Origin of the sequence: Amycolatopsis sp. NPDC088138, from assembly GCF_044741685.1 — a bacterium.
Lineage (GTDB): Bacteria > Actinomycetota > Actinomycetes > Mycobacteriales > Pseudonocardiaceae > Amycolatopsis.
Window position 1 is genome coordinate 85228 of record NZ_JBIUTB010000011.1, and the last position, 14472, is coordinate 99699.

The 14472-nt window shown below is 71.9% G+C and carries 12 protein-coding genes; 7 read left to right on the plus strand and 5 right to left on the minus strand.

Annotated elements, in window-relative coordinates:
- Positions 1–33 precede the first annotated feature (33 nt).
- On the plus strand, positions 34–1254 hold the full coding sequence (locus tag ACIOD2_RS47940) for a TetR/AcrR family transcriptional regulator (protein ID WP_400552579.1): 1221 nt from the start codon (positions 34–36) through the stop codon (positions 1252–1254).
- Here the strand turns inward: ACIOD2_RS47940 and ACIOD2_RS47945 are convergent.
- Positions 1201–2412 carry an oxygenase MpaB family protein gene (locus ACIOD2_RS47945; RefSeq protein WP_400552581.1) on the minus strand — a complete coding sequence of 404 codons (1212 nt, stop codon included), beginning with the start codon at positions 2410–2412 and terminating at the stop codon, positions 1201–1203. The genes ACIOD2_RS47940 and ACIOD2_RS47945 overlap by 54 nt on opposite strands.
- Positions 2413–2593: 181 nt before the next feature.
- Between ACIOD2_RS47945 and ACIOD2_RS47950 the strand changes: the two genes are divergently transcribed.
- Positions 2594–3757, plus strand: coding sequence for an acyl-CoA dehydrogenase family protein (locus ACIOD2_RS47950; RefSeq protein ID WP_400552582.1), 1164 nt, complete (start codon positions 2594–2596; stop codon positions 3755–3757).
- Here ACIOD2_RS47950 and ACIOD2_RS47955 read toward each other — a convergent pair.
- Complete coding sequence (locus tag ACIOD2_RS47955; protein WP_400552583.1) at positions 3720–4934, minus strand: MFS transporter; 1215 nt, start codon at positions 4932–4934, stop codon at positions 3720–3722. The two genes, ACIOD2_RS47950 and ACIOD2_RS47955, sit on opposite strands and share 38 nt — an antisense overlap.
- A 98-nt stretch (positions 4935–5032) precedes the next feature.
- Here ACIOD2_RS47955 and ACIOD2_RS47960 point away from each other — a divergent pair, with 98 nt between their 5' ends.
- A complete protein-coding gene (locus ACIOD2_RS47960; RefSeq protein ID WP_400552586.1) occupies positions 5033–6118 on the plus strand; it encodes a DUF5937 family protein in 1086 nt (361 codons plus the stop codon).
- Here ACIOD2_RS47960 and ACIOD2_RS47965 read toward each other — a convergent pair.
- The gene (locus tag ACIOD2_RS47965; RefSeq protein WP_400552588.1) at positions 6060–6581 is read right to left on the minus strand and encodes a MarR family winged helix-turn-helix transcriptional regulator; all 522 of its coding nucleotides are present in this window, start codon (positions 6579–6581) and stop codon (positions 6060–6062) included. The two genes, ACIOD2_RS47960 and ACIOD2_RS47965, sit on opposite strands and share 59 nt — an antisense overlap.
- 87 nt (positions 6582–6668) lie before the next feature.
- On the opposite strand from ACIOD2_RS47965, the gene ACIOD2_RS47970 reads away from it, so the two are divergent.
- Together ACIOD2_RS47970 and ACIOD2_RS47975 are read left to right on the plus strand one after the other, a co-directional pair.
- Positions 6669–7232 (plus strand): NADPH-dependent FMN reductase, encoded by a 564-nt coding sequence (locus ACIOD2_RS47970; protein WP_400552590.1) that lies wholly within the window; start codon positions 6669–6671, stop codon positions 7230–7232.
- Positions 7233–7238: 6 nt separating this feature from the next.
- Entirely contained in the window at positions 7239–8228 is a 990-nt protein-coding gene (locus tag ACIOD2_RS47975; protein WP_400552592.1) for an amidohydrolase family protein, read from the plus strand.
- A 30-nt stretch (positions 8229–8258) separates the two neighbouring features.
- On the opposite strand, the gene ACIOD2_RS47980 is transcribed toward ACIOD2_RS47975, so the two are convergent.
- The gene (locus tag ACIOD2_RS47980; RefSeq protein ID WP_400552593.1) at positions 8259–9083 is read right to left on the minus strand and encodes a radical SAM protein; all 825 of its coding nucleotides are present in this window, start codon (positions 9081–9083) and stop codon (positions 8259–8261) included.
- 257 nt (positions 9084–9340) lie between these two features.
- On the opposite strand from ACIOD2_RS47980, the gene ACIOD2_RS47985 reads away from it, so the two are divergent.
- Entirely contained in the window at positions 9341–11560 is a 2220-nt protein-coding gene (locus ACIOD2_RS47985) for an ATP-binding protein (protein WP_400552595.1), read from the plus strand.
- 5 nt (positions 11561–11565) lie between these two features.
- Here ACIOD2_RS47985 and ACIOD2_RS47990 read toward each other — a convergent pair whose 3' ends face one another.
- Positions 11566–11913, minus strand: a complete 348-nt coding sequence (locus ACIOD2_RS47990; protein WP_400552597.1) for a hypothetical protein — start codon at positions 11911–11913, stop codon at positions 11566–11568.
- Positions 11914–12164: 251 nt separating this feature from the next.
- Between ACIOD2_RS47990 and ACIOD2_RS47995 the strand changes: the two genes are divergently transcribed.
- Positions 12165–14309, plus strand: coding sequence for a DUF6351 family protein (locus ACIOD2_RS47995; RefSeq protein ID WP_400552599.1), 2145 nt, complete (start codon positions 12165–12167; stop codon positions 14307–14309).
- Positions 14310–14472: the final 163 nt, after the last annotated feature.

Sequence of the window (14472 nt, forward strand, 5' to 3'; positions counted from 1 at the left end):
GGCACGCATGGCCCTGTTCCCGCGTCCGTTCGCATGACCGCCGAGTCGCCCGCGGCCACCCGGCCGCGCAACCGCAAGCAGCTCATCGTCGACGCGGCGGGACGGGTGTTCAGCGAGCGCGGTTACCACGCCGCGTCCATGGAGGAGATCGCCACGACCGTGGGCATCACCGCGGCGGCCCTGTACCGGCACTTCCCGAACAAGTACGCGCTGTTCGCCGAGTGCGCGAACGTGATGGCGGACCGGCTCGTGGCCGCGGTCGACGAGGTGCCGGCCGAGGCGGCCCTGGCGGACCTGCTCGCCGCCGTCACCCGGGTCACCGTCGCCCATCGCGCGTCGGGCGGGGTGTACCGGTGGGAGGCGCGGTACCTCGAGCGCGGCGACCGCCGGGTTCTCAAGGCGAAGTTCACCCACGTCGTCGAGCGGGTGACCGAGGTGGTGCGGCGCGAGCACCCGCTGCCCGGTGAGCACCTGCGGGCCGCGGCGGCCCTCGGCGCGATCGCCTCGATCACGATGCACCGCACCTCGATCGCCCCGCGCCGGGCCGAGGACCTGCTGCTGGCGTCCGCTCTGCGCGTGGTCGCGACCAGCCCCGCGGTACCCGTCGACCGGGCGCGCCCGGTCGAGCTGCCCGTCCTGCCCGTGCCGCGCACCCGGCGCGCGGAGATCCTCGCCGCCGCCGTCCCGCTGTTCGAACGGGACGGCTTCGCCACCGTCACGAACGGCCGGATCGCCGAGGCCGCGGGGCTGGTCCCGTCGACGCTCTACCGCCACTTCCCCGGCAAGGCCGACATCCTCGCCGCGGCCTGCCTGCAGGCCGCGGGACTGCTGGCCCAGTCGGTGGAACAGAACCTGCACGGGGTGGCCGGCCCGCACGACGCCGTGGTCGCGCTGGCGGCGACGTACGTGGCCTACAGCTTCGAGCACACCGCGCTCACCAGCGTCGCCGACGCCGAGCTCGCCGGCTTGCCCGCCGATCTGCAGCGCCCCTTGGCCGTCGCTCAACGCGAGCACATCGCCATCTGGGAGCAGCAGCTGCGGCTGGTCCGCCCGGACCTCGACCCGCGCCAGGCCCGGGCCCTGGTGCACGCGGGGTTCGGCGTGGTGGTCGAGGCCGGGCGGCGGCTGCGGTGGCAGGACACCCCGGACCACCGCGCCGCCGTCACCGCCCTGGTCGTGGGTGCGCTGGGACTCCCGGCGTCAGGCGCCGGGCCGGTTCCCGGTGGGGATCACGATGGTCGTGCTGGTCGGTGAGGTCCCGTTGTTGAGGAACAGCATCGCCAGCGCGCGCACGAACTGGTCGAACATGTAGAACCCGACCGGCGCGACGGGCAGCAGCCCCTCGCGGAAGGCGATGTAGGCCGGCCACCCGGTCCGGACCAGGGTGGCCGCCGCGTAGTCGCGGGGCAGGGAGAGCCAGTCGCCGATCTTGTCGTTCAGCACGTAGCGCACGAACTCGTTGAGGAACCCGCGGGTGACGCCCAGGTCGACCTGCGCGGTCAGGCCCAGCAGGTCCTTGGCCAGCTCCTTGCCCTCGGTCGTCGGGGCGAGGATCGGCGTTAGCGCGTACGCCGACTGCGCGTCCGCGTCGGCCCACGTCTTCGGGATGAACTCGTCCCGCACCCCGAGCAGGTGGATGGCGACCTGCCACAGGTGCAGGAAGGCGTCCTCCTCCGCGGCCGTCATCGGAACCCGCCATTCGACCAGCTTCCGGTGCACGAAGGTGCCCAGGCTGTGGAAGGTGACCAGGATGTCGCCGTTGCTGATCGGGGTCGGCGTGTCCGTGGCCGCGCGCCAGTGCGCCGACTGCGGCAGCAGGTGACGCACCGCGGCGTGCACCAGCCGCGTCTTGTTGGCGGTGACGACGAACTGACCGGCGGGCTCGTAGGCGGTCAGCTCGCTCAGGTCGTAGCCGAACGTGAAGGTCTTGGCCGCGCGGTCCTTCATGTTGGCGCCGCCCGCGGACCAGTAGACCGACTCGGCCTCCCGCGGGATCACCGTGCTCATGATGCCGCTGCCGAGGCCGTAGAGCATGAACAGGTAGGTGTCCTTGCGCCGGTTGAAGTCGGCGGCGAGCCGGAGCTTGGCGCGGTCGGCCCAGGAGGGCAGGTTCTTGGCCTGCTGCAGGTGGGCGGCGAGGGCGGCCGGCAAGCCACTGGGCAGCGGGTCGTTGTTGTTCGCCCACGACGCCAGCGCGGCGTTGACCGCCGGCACCTGGCCGTTGTCGAGAAGCGCCGCCAGCAGGCCGTCGACCGGGTCGTCCCAGACCTGCCACGGGTCGGCTCCCGAACCGGTGCCGGCCACCGAGCCCGCCGGCGACCAGGCCCACGCCGGAGCGGTCGTGCTCGCCACACCCGCGAGCCCCAGGGCCGCACCGAGGGACAAGACACTCCTTCTGCTGAGATTGCTCATTTACATACCTGCTTCCTTGGAGGCGTGTTCGTGCATCTCTGCGGTCTGGCCTGGACTTGGGGTCACGACATCGGGCCCGAGCTTGTCCACTGGTGCGATTTCTCGTTAACATATCGAAGCTGGGTGCCGGTCAGCAAGGGCGGCGCCGGCCGAAACCCGTTCGCCACGCCGAGGAGTTCGTGTGACCCCTGTCTTCCCTGTCAAGCGGCCGCTCTACGAGGACGACCACGAGCTCCTGCGGGACACGGTCCGCGCGTTCGTCGACAAGCACGCCGCGCCCCACGCCGAGCGCTGGAAGGCGGAGGGGAAGGTCGACCGTGAGCTCTTCCGGGAGGCCGCCCGCGCCGGGATCCTCGGCTTCTCGATCCCCGAGGAGTACGGCGGGGGCGGCATCACCGACTACCGCTTCAACGCCGTGATCGGCGAGGAGTTCTCGCGGCACCCGGTGTCGGACGGGCTCGCCTGCGTGGCGCTGTCCAACGACATCGTCGTGCCCTACTTCACCGACCTGACCGACGACGAGCAGAAGGCCCGCTGGCTGCCCGGGATCGCCGCCGGGGAGCTCGTCGTCGCGATCGCGATGACCGAGCCCGGCACCGGCAGCGACCTGGCCGGGATCAGCACCACCGCCGTCCGCGACGGGGACGACTACGTCGTCGACGGCAGCAAGGTCTTCATCTCCAACGGCCAGAACGCCGACCTCGTCGTCACCGCGGTCCGGACCGGCCCGGACCGCCACGGCGGGCTCAGCCTGCTGGTGATCGAGGCCGATCGCGCCGGCTTTTCCCGCGGCCGCAACCTGGAGAAGATCGGCCTGCACGCCCAGGACACCAGCGAGCTGTTCTTCCAGGGTGTCCGCGTGCCCGCCGCCAACCTGCTCGGCGAGGAGGGGGCGGGCTTCCCCGGCCTGATGCGCAACCTGCCGCAGGAGCGGATCTCGATCGCTGCCAACGCCGTGGCCTCGTCCGAGGGCGTGCTGGAGCGCACCCTGGACTACGTCAAGCAGCGCACGGCGTTCGGCAAGCCGATCGGCTCGTTCCAGAACACGCGCTTCGAGCTGGCGGAGATGGTCACCGCCGTGCGGGTCAGCCGCAGCTACGTCGACGACCTGCTCGCCCGGCACTCCCGCGGCGAACTGTCCGCTGTGGACGCCGCGGCGGCGAAGTTCTGGACCACGGAGCAGTACGTCGACGTTGTCGGGCGGTGCCTGCAGTTGCACGGCGGTTACGGCTACATGCTCGAATACCGCATCGCGCACGACTACCTCGACTCGCGCATCTCCACCATCTACGGCGGCACCACGGAGATCATGAAGGAGATCGTCGGCCGCGACCTGGGTCTCTAGCCACGGTGGCGGCCGCGAAGAGCGTCGTGGCGGCGAGTCCGCCCCAGAGGGCGGCCGGGCCGCGGGAGCCGAGGGTCGTGATGACCGCCGGGGAAACGGCGAGGCCGAAGCCGGTGGAGAGCTGGAAGCGCGCGAGGGCGCGTCCCAGGACCGGCGCCGGGGTGAGGGCGGTGACGAGCGCGGTCGCGCTGCCCGCGTAGCCGATCTCGCCGAGGGTGCAGACCACGGACACCGCGGCGATCGCCGGGGCGGCCCAGCCGTGGCCCAGGGACGTGGCCGCCAGGAAACCGAGGTAGGACGCGGTGAGCACCACGCCGGCGAGAGCCAGCACGGTCCGCCGGGCGAAGCGGGACAGCAGGACGGTGACCGGAACCTGCAGGGTGACCACCAGCACGGTGTTCGCGACGAAGACGGCCGCCGACCACACCGGGGACGCGTGCAGCTCGGTGACCAGGACCAGCGGCAGCGCGATTTCGGGGACGTTGAGGCAGAAGACGTAGATCACGTTGGCGGCCAGCAGCGCGCGCATCCGGGGCGCCGGCCCGCCGTCGTGGTCCTCGGCCGGGGGAGCGGCCGGGTGGGCGCGGAGGCGGACCGACCACGCCAAGGCCGCCGCGGCGAGATAGGCGAGCCCGGTGCCGGCGGCCAGTACCTGCAACGCGGTGGTGCCGCCCGCGAGGCACGCGGTGGCGACGAGCGCACCCGCACCCAGGCCGGCGTTGCGCAGCGCGCGGGCGGCCGCGAGCGCGGCGTCGCGTTCCCGGCCGTGCGCGACCGTGGCCACCAAGGCCGCATGGGCGGCCGGCCACGCCTGGTTGCCGATGCCGAGGAAGAGCGCCGCCGTCGCGAACAGCCCGGTGTACCCGGCCGGGGCGGCCAGCAGCAGTGCCACGCCCAGCACCCGCACCAGCATCGACGCCGCCACGACCGTGCTGCGCGCGCCCCGGTCCAGCCACCGGCCCACCGCGGGCAGGCACACCAGGCCCACGACGATGCCGGCCGTCATGGCGACGCCGGTGACCGACGCGGTCAGCCCCAGCACCGTCACCCCGTAGAGGAGCAGAAACGGCCGCAGCATGCCGGTGCCCAGCGCGTCCACGGCCAGCGCCACGGCGTAGCGGGGGCCGCCGGAGGCGCGGACGAGGGCTCGGGGCCGGATCTTGGTGGTGGTCGCCATGGGTCCACGGTGCGGTGGGCCGCCGGGCGGACCACGCCGGTTGACGGACACCGTCAACCGACGCGGTCGCCGGCCATCCCACCAGCGATGATGAGGGGATGACGTTGAGGATCGACATCGCCGGGCTGCCGGTCGAGCGGCTGCGGTTCGCCGCCTCGCCGCTGGCCGAGCTGACCGCGATGCTGCACGTGCTGGCCGAGCCCGGGCACCACCCGCAGCTCGCCGGCTGGGCCGGGGACGTCTGGGCCGGGCTGCGGCCGGAGCTGGCCGAGCGGCTCCGGGAGGCGGAGTTCCTCTGGCGTTCCTCACGGGCCGACTTCCTGGTCCCCGCCCGTCCGCGGCCGACCCTCGCCGAAGAGCTGGACGATGTGGACCGGATCGACGACGAGACCTACGTGACCGCCGCGCTCGTCACCACGTGCGGCAGCAACCGGGTCCACTTCGGCGCACCGTCACCGCTCGCCGACGCGACGGCGCGTGAGCGGGCCCTGGACCTCGCCCAGGCCCGCGGCGCGCTCCAGGAGGCCTTCGCGGAACGGCTGCTCGCGGACCCCGCGGCCGTGCGGGCGCGGGTGCGGCACACCCTCGAGCAGTGCGCCGAGGCGTTCTTCGACGCGGCCTGGACGGGCATCTCCGGGCAGCTCGCCACCGACCTGCGCCTGAAGAACGACCTGCTGCGGCGCCAAGGCATCGGAGCGGCCCTCGCGTCGGTTTCCGGCGCGGTCACCCTGGCGCCGGACGGCACCAGCATCGTCGTGGACAAGCTGCAGGACAACGCAACCGCCGCCCACGGTGCCGGGGTCACGTTCCTCCCCAGCGTCTTCGGCCGCCCGCACCTGGTGGCGGTCCACGCGCCCGGGTGGCGGCCGGTGGTGCAGTACCCCGTCGCCGAGGCGGGTCCCTCGGAGCCGGTTTCGCTGGAAACGGTCACGCTGCGGCTGGAGGCCCTCGCGCACCCGGTCCGGCTGCGGCTGCTGCGCACCCTGGCCCGCGGCCCGCACACCACCGGCGAACTGGCCCACGCCTGGAAACTCTCACCCCCGGAGGTGTCCCGCCACCTCGCCGTCCTGCGCCGCGCGGGCCTGCTCACGACCCGCCGGCACGGTCGTTACGTCCGCTACAGCCTCAACGTGCCCGACCTGACGGCGCTGGGCGCGGACCTGCTGGCGGCCGTACTGCGCTGAGCTGGTCCCGGTCGATGCGCGCGAGCACAGCCTCGGAAATCCCGTGCAGCGTGCGCAGCTCGTCGGGCGTCAGAACGTCGACAAACAGACTTTGCACCCGGGCGACGTGTCCGGGTGCCGCTTCCGCGAGGTAGGCCTGACCCGCGTCGGTCAGGACCGCCCGCGTGTAGCGCCCGTTTCCGGGGTCGGGTTCGCGGTACACGAAGCCGCGCTTCTCGAGCCGTCCGATCAGGTGGGACAGGCGGGACAGTTCCGTGTTCGCCAGGACGGCGAGCTCGCTCATCCGCAGGCGCCGCTCGGGCTGGTCGGACAGGTGGGCCAGCACGTAGTACTCGAGGAAGCTGAGCTTCGAGTCCTGCTGCAGCTGCGACTCCAGTGCGGCGGGCAGTCTCTGCAGGAGCTTCATGAACCCGCGCCACGCCGCGAGCTGGTCGTCGGAGAGCCACTTTTCCCGGGCAGGCATGGCAGGAGTGTACTGACTTGAACTTTCAAGTCGAGGCCGCTAGGTTGACTTGAAGATTCAAGTCAACCTGATTCCGGAGGCCCCACCATGAGCGATCTGAAGCTCGCCGTCATCCTCGGCAGCACCCGGCCCGGCCGCAAGGGCGCGGCCGTGGCGGACTGGGTGCTGGCCAAGGCCAAGGAGCGCACCCGCGCCGGCTACGAGCTGATCGACCTGCTCGACTACCCGCTGCCGCACCTGGACGAGGCCGTGCCGGCGAGCCGGGGCGCCTACGCCGGCGAGCACACGAAGGCCTGGGCCGCCAAGATCGCCGAGTACGACGGGTACGTCTTCGTCACCCCGGAGTACAACCACTCCACGTCGGGGGTGCTGAAGAACGCCATCGACTACCTCTACGCCGAGTGGAACAACAAGGCCGCCGCCTTCGTGTCGTACGGCTCGCTCGGCGGAACGCGGGCGATCGAGCACCTGCGGGCGATCGCGAGCGAGCTGCAGCTGGCCCACGTGCGCCAGCAGCTGTCGTTCTCGTTGTTCACCGACTTCGAGAACTTCTCGGCGTTCACCCCGTCCGCGGTGCACGACGACGCCGCGACCGTCCTCTTCGACCAGCTGGAGTCGTGGGCCGGCGCGCTGAAGACCGTCCGTGGCTGAGTTCCGATGAAGCTCTACGCACTCGAAGAGCACTTCGTCACCGAAGACGTGATCGACGCGTGGCGGCGGCGCGACCCCGGCCTGACCGAGCCGATGATGCGGTGGGCCGTGGCCAGTGAGCTCACGCCGGCGCTGCTGGACCTCGGTGACGCGCGCGTCGCCGCCATGGACGACGCCGGGATCGACACGTCCGTGTTGTCCCTCACGACCCCGGGCCTGCAGAACCTCGACGCGGCGGAGGCGGTCGCCCTGCAGGGGCCCGCGAACGACGTCCTCGCCGCCGCCGTGCGCCGCCACCCCGGCCGGTTCCGGGGGTTCGCGGCACTGGCCACCCCCGCCCCGGCGGCCGCCGCCGACGAACTGCGGCGCGCGGTCGGCGAACTCGGATTCGACGGCGCGCTGGTCAACGCGAACTCCGGCGGCCGATCGCTGGACGCGCCGGAGTTCTGGGACATCTACGAGGCCGCGGAAGACCTGCGTGCCCCCGTCTACCTCCATCCCAGCGTTCCGTTCCCGGCCGTCACCGAGGCCTACTACCGCGGTTTCGGCACGCCGGTGGACAGCATGCTGGCCACCGGCGCGTTCGGCTGGCACTACGACGCCGGGCTGACCGTGCTCCGGATGATCCTCGCCGGCGTCTTCGACCGGTTCCCCGGGCTGCAGCTCATCCTCGGGCACTGGGGCGAGGTCGTGCTGTTCTACCTCGACCGCGTCGCGGCCATCGACCGGCTCACCGGCCTGCGGCGCCCGGTCGCGGAGTACTTCCGTACCAACATCTTCATCACCCCCGGCGGCATCTCCAGCCCCAAGTACCTGCGGTGGAGCCTGGAGACGGTGGGCGCCGAGCGGATCATGTACGCCTCGGATTACCCGTTCAACCGCGAGCGCGCCGGATCCGCCCGCCGGTTCCTGGAGGAGGCACCGGTCTCCGAAGAGGACCGCGAGCGCATCGCCCACCGCAACTGGGAGGAGCTGGTCGCCGGTATCCGGCGCTGACCGATCGATGGTGGTCCCGCCAGGCCGCGGTTAAGGCGTGCAGCCGCCACCACCACCGCCGCTTCCGGACGCGCAGTTGGCGGTCCAGGCCGTCTCCTCGGCGATCGACGTCCGGATCCGGCGGGCTTCGGCGCCGCGGATCAAGGTGGCCAACGAGGTCTCGCGCACATTGCCGAACGACAGCCACCGCGACATCGGGCACGGGGTCACCGAGCCGTCGGGCAGCACCGCGGCGACCCCTTTCGCGCACCGGCCGCACAGCTCGGCGACTGCTGGGCCGCGACCTCCCGCGCCGCGGCCGAAATGCCTCATGCGATCAACCGCTATCCGGGTGACGCCCAGTTCCCGTAGCGTGTCCTGGGCCGCCGCCACTCGCTGGCCGGCGCGGACGTCGATGACTCCGACGTTCACCGAGATGTCCCGCGCCAGCGCGGTCCTGATCGTGGCCGTGGTCCTGGCGTGACTGCCGCGCCTGCCGACGATTTCGTCATGCTCGGCGGGATCGTCGGAATAGTAGCTCGTGCCCAGTTCGACGCCGGGGAGGGCGGCCGCGGCCCACATGCGCGCGGACAGGCGGACCAAGTTCGACGTCACCTCCACCCGCAGGCCCGACGCCGTCGCGTGGCCGATGAGATCGGGCAGTTCCGGGCGCAGCGTCGGCTCGCCGCCGATGAACTGAACTTTGGCCACGCCCAGTGCGGCCGCCTCGTCGATGACCCGGATCCAATCGCCGCGGCTCATCGGGCCGTGCGGTGTGGTGGGCGCGCTTTCGGCGTAACAGTGAACGCACATCAGTTGGCATTTCCCGGTGATTTCCAGCCAGACAAGATCAATTGGTCCGTGGCCGTTTCGCATCCGTTCAGTGTCGCAGCGTCGGCCGCCCGGTGGGAGACGTCGTGGATATACTTGCGCGACAGACGCTCCGAAAGTGACTGATGGCCCAACCTGAAGCACCTGGTGAGGACCCGGAACCCGCCCTTCGAGACGCGACATGGTCGGTGGTGTCCGGCACGGCGGCCGACGTCGTCCAGGCCCGGGACATCAGCGGCGGTGTGCATTTCCACCACTCTGCCGCCGCCGATTCCGATGTCCCCCGACAATTGCCCGGTGACGTGCGCGGATTCGTCAGCCGGACGGTCGAACTGGCTCGGCTGGACCACGTGCTGCTGGGTGCCGGGCCGACCGGCCCGGCGGTCGTCGTGGGTACGGCCGGTGTCGGCAAAACGGCTCTGGCGCTGCGCTGGGCCCACCGTGTGGCGGCCCGGTTCCCGGACGGGCAGCTGTACGTCAACCTCCGCGGTTACGACCCTGGTGCGCCGGTGACGGCGGATCAGGCGCTGGACCGCTTCCTGCGGGCACTGTCCGTACCGCCCGCCCGGATCCCCGACGACGTCGACGACAAAGCCGCGCTGTACCGCTCACTGCTTGCCGGCCGCCGGGTGCTGGTGGTGCTGGACAACGCCGCGCACGTCGGCCACGTCCGCCCGCTGCTGCCCGGCGGGCCCGCGTGCCGCACGATCGTCACCAGCCGGGATCGGCTCGAAGGAGTGATGGCGCGCGACGGGGCGCAGCGCGTCACCGTCGAAGTCCTGCCCGAGGCCGACGCGACCACCCTGATTCGTGCGCTGACCACGGACTACCGCGTCGCAGACGACCCGGGTGAGCGCGCCGAGCTCGCCAGGCTGTGCGCCCGGCTGCCCCTGGCGCTGCGCATCGCGGCGGAGCGGGCGGCTTCCCGGCCGTGGATGCCGCTGGCCGAGTTGATCGGCAACCTGCGAGACGAATCCCGGCTCTGGGACGAACTCGGCAGCGGCGGAGAGCACGACGGTGTCCGCGCCGTGTTCGCGTTGTCCTACCGGTCGTTCAGTACGGAGGCGGCGCACATGTTCCGCGTGCTCGGGCTGCACCCGAGCGCGGAGTTCGGCACGCACGTCGCGGCCGAAGCGGCCGGCGTGCCGGTGGCCGCCGCCAGGCAGCTGCTGGACGCGGTCGTCGGCGCGCACATGCTGGAGCAGACCGGGGCCGACCGCTATCAGTTCCACGACCTGCTGCGCGCCTACGCCACGGACGTCGCCCACAAGGACGAGCCACCGGAGCCCCGCGACGATGCCCGGGCCCGGATCTTGGCCTGGTACCTGCACACGGCCCACACGGTCGGCACAGTCACGCGCACCTGGGGGCGGATCCTGGCGCCCGACGCCCTGCCCGGACCCGTCGTCGTTCCACGGTTCCCCGACCACGACGCGGCCGTCGAGTGGTGTTACCTCGAAGGCCAGAACCTGTTCGCCGCGATCCAAGCCGCGGACGAGTCCGGGCGGGACACCCTGACCTGGCAGCTGGCAGTGGCCACCGAACCGGCGATGCGAGGTATGCCGTCCGACGACCGGCGGGCCGCGATCACGATGGCCCTCGCCGCAGCCCGCCGCGACGGCGCTCGGCAGGGCGAAGGCGAACTGCTGGCCAAGCGCGCCGAAATCGAGCGGACGAAGGGACGGTTCGACGAGGCCGCCACCTGTGCGGAAGAGGCGCTGGCGATCTTCCGCGAGCTCGACGACGGCCACGGCGTCCGGATCACGCTCAACTTCCTCGGGGTCAACCTGCTGCACCGGCGGAAGTTCGGCCAAGCCGCCGAACGGTTCGAGAGCCTGTGGGCGCTGCAACGTGCTGAAGGGGATCTCGAAGGCGAAACCGCGGCCTTGTTCAACCTGGCCGAAGCGTACGACGGGATCCGGCGGCACCGCGACGCCGTCGACGCGGCCCGGCACAGCGTGGAACTTGCCCGGGCGCTGGGGAACCGGCACTTCGAGCTCGTCGGCCTGGTCATCCTCGCCAGGGCGACGGCGAACCTGGCCGGCGTCGGCGAGCTCGGCGCCGCGCTCGCCGACGCCGCGCGCGGCGTCGAGCTCGCGCGCGAGTTGCGTGACACCCGCACCGAAGGGTGGGCGTTGCTGGATTTCGGACGGATCCAGCGTCTTGCCGGCCGGTACGACGACGCGCTGGTGTCCTACCGGCGAGCCCTCGAAAGGTTCAGCAACACGAGCGTTTCCCAGCGCCGGGCTTGGTCACTCGACGGGCTCGGCGCCACCTGCCGGGAAGCCGGCCGTGTCAGGGAGGCCGTGTCCATCCACCGGCAGGCGGTCGAAGTGGCGCGCGCCGCCGAAGCACCCCGGGTGCTGGGCCTGATCCTCGCCAACCTGGCCGACTCGCTGACCGCCGCCGGGGAAGACCGTGAGGCCGGTTCCGTTCGGCAAGAGGCAGTGAGCCTGCTCGGGCTGCTCGACGATCCCGAAGCCACCGAACGGCTTGAGCAGGTGCGGCGGGCCCTGCCCTGAGCGCGTCAGAACGAGACGCCGCCCTGGATGTCGCGGGCCTGGACCACGTTTCCGCCGACGTGGCCGGAGATCTGGTTGGTCACGCCGCCCGAGGTCGCGTCCTGGTCCACCACCGCCCGTTCCCACTCCGCGGCCACCTCTTCGGCGAACGCGGGGTCCGCGGTTTTCTTCGCTTCCAGGGCCTCGGCCAGCTTCCGCACCTCCGGGGAATCCGCCGTGGCGCCTTCGGCGGCCTCCAGCACCGCCTTGGCCTCCGGATCGGCCGCGAACCTGGCCTTCACCAGGTTGTACAGCCCCACCACGGTGCGGGCCGCGATCGCCGCCGCCATCGACACCAGCACAGGCTCAGGCACGGCACCCTCCCGGAGGTCGGTTCACCTTGCCGAGGATACGGGTGCCAGGACTACCGTTGTGCCACGCGTTCAGCCAAATGCACCTTGTCGTGCCGGTGCTCTCGGCTGCGGCGAGGCAGGTGCCGCCCGTCATGCCGTCACAGGGCGGCACGTTCCTGCAGACTATTCGTTGTTCCGGCCGGGGCGCAGGTGCTATACCGACACGGCGGGGTGTCGCGACGACGCGATGCCACAAGCGAGCGGAGTGTCTGGTGGCCGACCGTCCTTTGCGCTCTGCCCTCGTGGTGGCGGTCCTGACCGCGCCCGTCCTGCTGCTGGGAACCGCGACCGCCGTGGCCGCCCCGCCGGGGCGGCAGCTGACGATCGAGACGGTGTCGAACCCGCGGCCGGCGCTCGTCAGCGGGGGACAGGTCCTGGTCAAGGTCGTCCCGCCGGAGCGGACGCGGGTCAGTGTCAGCGACAACGGCCACGACGTCACGTCGAGTTTCCGCGCCCAGCCGGACGGCAGCCTGCTCGGCCTGGTGACCGGCCTGCGCGACGGCGCCAACGAGCTGAGCGCCCGGACGAGCGGGCATGGCCGGGACCAGCGGGCGAGCCTGCGCGTCACCAACCACCCGATCACCGGGCCCGTCTTCTCCGGCGCGCAGCAGCGCCCGTTCTACTGCGAGACCCAGGCGTTCGGCCTGCCCGCGGCGTCCCAGCCGCTCTGCAGCGCGCCGACCCAGGTGAGCTACCAGTACAAGACCACCGCCGGGGCGTTCGCGCCGCTGGCGGACCCGGCGGCCCGGCCCGCGGACCTCGCGACGGCCACCGTCGGCGGGCGCGCGGTGCCGTACGTGGTCCGCGTCGAGCGCGGCACGATCGACCGCGCCGTCTACGAGATCGCGGCGCTCTACGACGGCGCGCCGTCGCCCGTCGCGCCCGAGGCCAGCTGGAACGGGAAGCTGGTGTACACCTTCGGCGGCGGCTGCAACGCGGGCTACCACCAGGGCAACGCGACCGGCGGGGTCGTCAACGACCTGTTCCTGGCCCAGGGCTACGCGGTCGCGTCGTCGACCCTGAACGTGCTCGACAACAACTGCAGCCCGATCATCTCGGCCGAAGCGGCGATGATGGTCAAGGAGCACTTCATCGAGACCTACGGCCCGGTCGCCCACACCATCGGCTGGGGCGGCTCGGGCGGGGCGATCCAGCAGTACGACATCGCCGAGAACTACCCCGGCGTCGTCGACGGCATCATCCCCGGCGTCTCGTTCCCGGACCCGCTGAGCGTCGGCGGCCCGGTGTCGGACTGCCGCCTGCTGAACCTGTTCTTCGCCGGGCCGGGCGCGTCGTTCACCGCGGCGCAGAAGCAGGCCGTCGCGGGCTTCCCCACCTACGACACCTGCGTGTCCTGGGACCAGACCTTCGCCAGCCGCGCCACGGCGACCGGCAGCTGCAACGCGGCCATCCCGGTGGCGGCGCGGTGGGATCCGGTCACCAACCCGCGCGGGGTGAAGTGCAACTCCAACGAGCAGCTGGTCAACCAGGTCGGGCGGGACCCGCGGACCGGGTTCGTGCGCAGCACGCTGGACACCACCGGCGTGCAGTACGGCCTGGCCGCGCTGAAGGCCGGGACGATCACCGCGGCGCAGTTCACCGACCTCAACGCCGCGATCGGCGGCCTCGACTACACCGGAAAGCCCGTGGCGCAGCGCACCGCGGCCGATCCGAAGGCGCTCGACGCGGTGTACGCCGACGACGTCCTGAACTCGGCGTCGCAGGGCCTGCGGGAAACGCCGATCATCGACCAGCGGACCGACCTCGACCTCGCCGGGTTCGGCAACGACATCCACACCACCGAGTGGTCCTACGTGATGCGGCAACGGCTTCTGCGGGCCAACGGCACCGCGGCGAACCAGGTCATCATCGAAAACCACGCCACCGGAGCCGAAGCGGCCGCCGCCAGCGTCTACGAGCTGGACGCGATGGACCGCTGGCTGACCGCGATCGACGCCGACGGCTCGCACCGGAGCCTCCAGCAGAAGGTGCTGGCGAACCGGCCGCGCGACCTCGGCGACGGGTGTTACCTCTCCGCCGCGTCACGGGTCACCGAGAAGCTGACCTACCCGGCGAGCGGCCAGTGCGGCGCGCTGTACCCGGTGGCGGCCAACACCCGGCTGGTTGCCGGGGAGGGCCTGGCCCTCGACGTGCTGAAGTGCCGGCTGCAGCCGCTGAACTTCCGCGACTACCCGGTCGCCTTCACCACCGCGGACCAGAAGCGGCTGCGGGCGGCGTTCCCCGGCGGCGTGTGCGACTACAACCGCCCGGGCGTCGGCCAGCACGCCCCGATCGGCACCTGGCTGAGCTACGGCGACGAGCGGACCGGCACCACGCCGCCGACGAAGCCGCGGTGACGTGACCGTCCGATGTGGACGTCCGGTCAGTCGAGCCTGTGGCGACGCTGCCTCGATCCACGGTGGCGTTCTGCGGCGCCTTCCTCTGCGCCGCGGAGAACAGCTGGAACGTGATCGGGAGGGCACGCTCCGATTGGCGACGAGCGGACCGGCACCACGCCGC

Bases quoted from the DNA above. Each gene is read 5' to 3' on its own strand.
- ACIOD2_RS47940 (WP_400552579.1), top strand. From the start codon at position 34: ATGACCGCCGAGTCGCCCGCGGCCACCCGGCCGCGCAACCGCAAGCAG.
- ACIOD2_RS47945 (WP_400552581.1), bottom strand. From the start codon at position 2,412: ATGAGCAATCTCAGCAGAAGGAGTGTCTTGTCCCTCGGTGCGGCCCTG.
- ACIOD2_RS47955 (WP_400552583.1), bottom strand. From the start codon at position 4,934: ATGGCGACCACCACCAAGATCCGGCCCCGAGCCCTCGTCCGCGCCTCC.
- ACIOD2_RS47960 (WP_400552586.1), top strand. From the start codon at position 5,033: ATGACGTTGAGGATCGACATCGCCGGGCTGCCGGTCGAGCGGCTGCGG.
- ACIOD2_RS47965 (WP_400552588.1), bottom strand. From the start codon at position 6,581: ATGCCTGCCCGGGAAAAGTGGCTCTCCGACGACCAGCTCGCGGCGTGG.
- ACIOD2_RS47970 (WP_400552590.1), top strand. From the start codon at position 6,669: ATGAGCGATCTGAAGCTCGCCGTCATCCTCGGCAGCACCCGGCCCGGC.
- ACIOD2_RS47975 (WP_400552592.1), top strand. From the start codon at position 7,239: ATGAAGCTCTACGCACTCGAAGAGCACTTCGTCACCGAAGACGTGATC.
- ACIOD2_RS47980 (WP_400552593.1), bottom strand. From the start codon at position 9,083: ATGCGAAACGGCCACGGACCAATTGATCTTGTCTGGCTGGAAATCACC.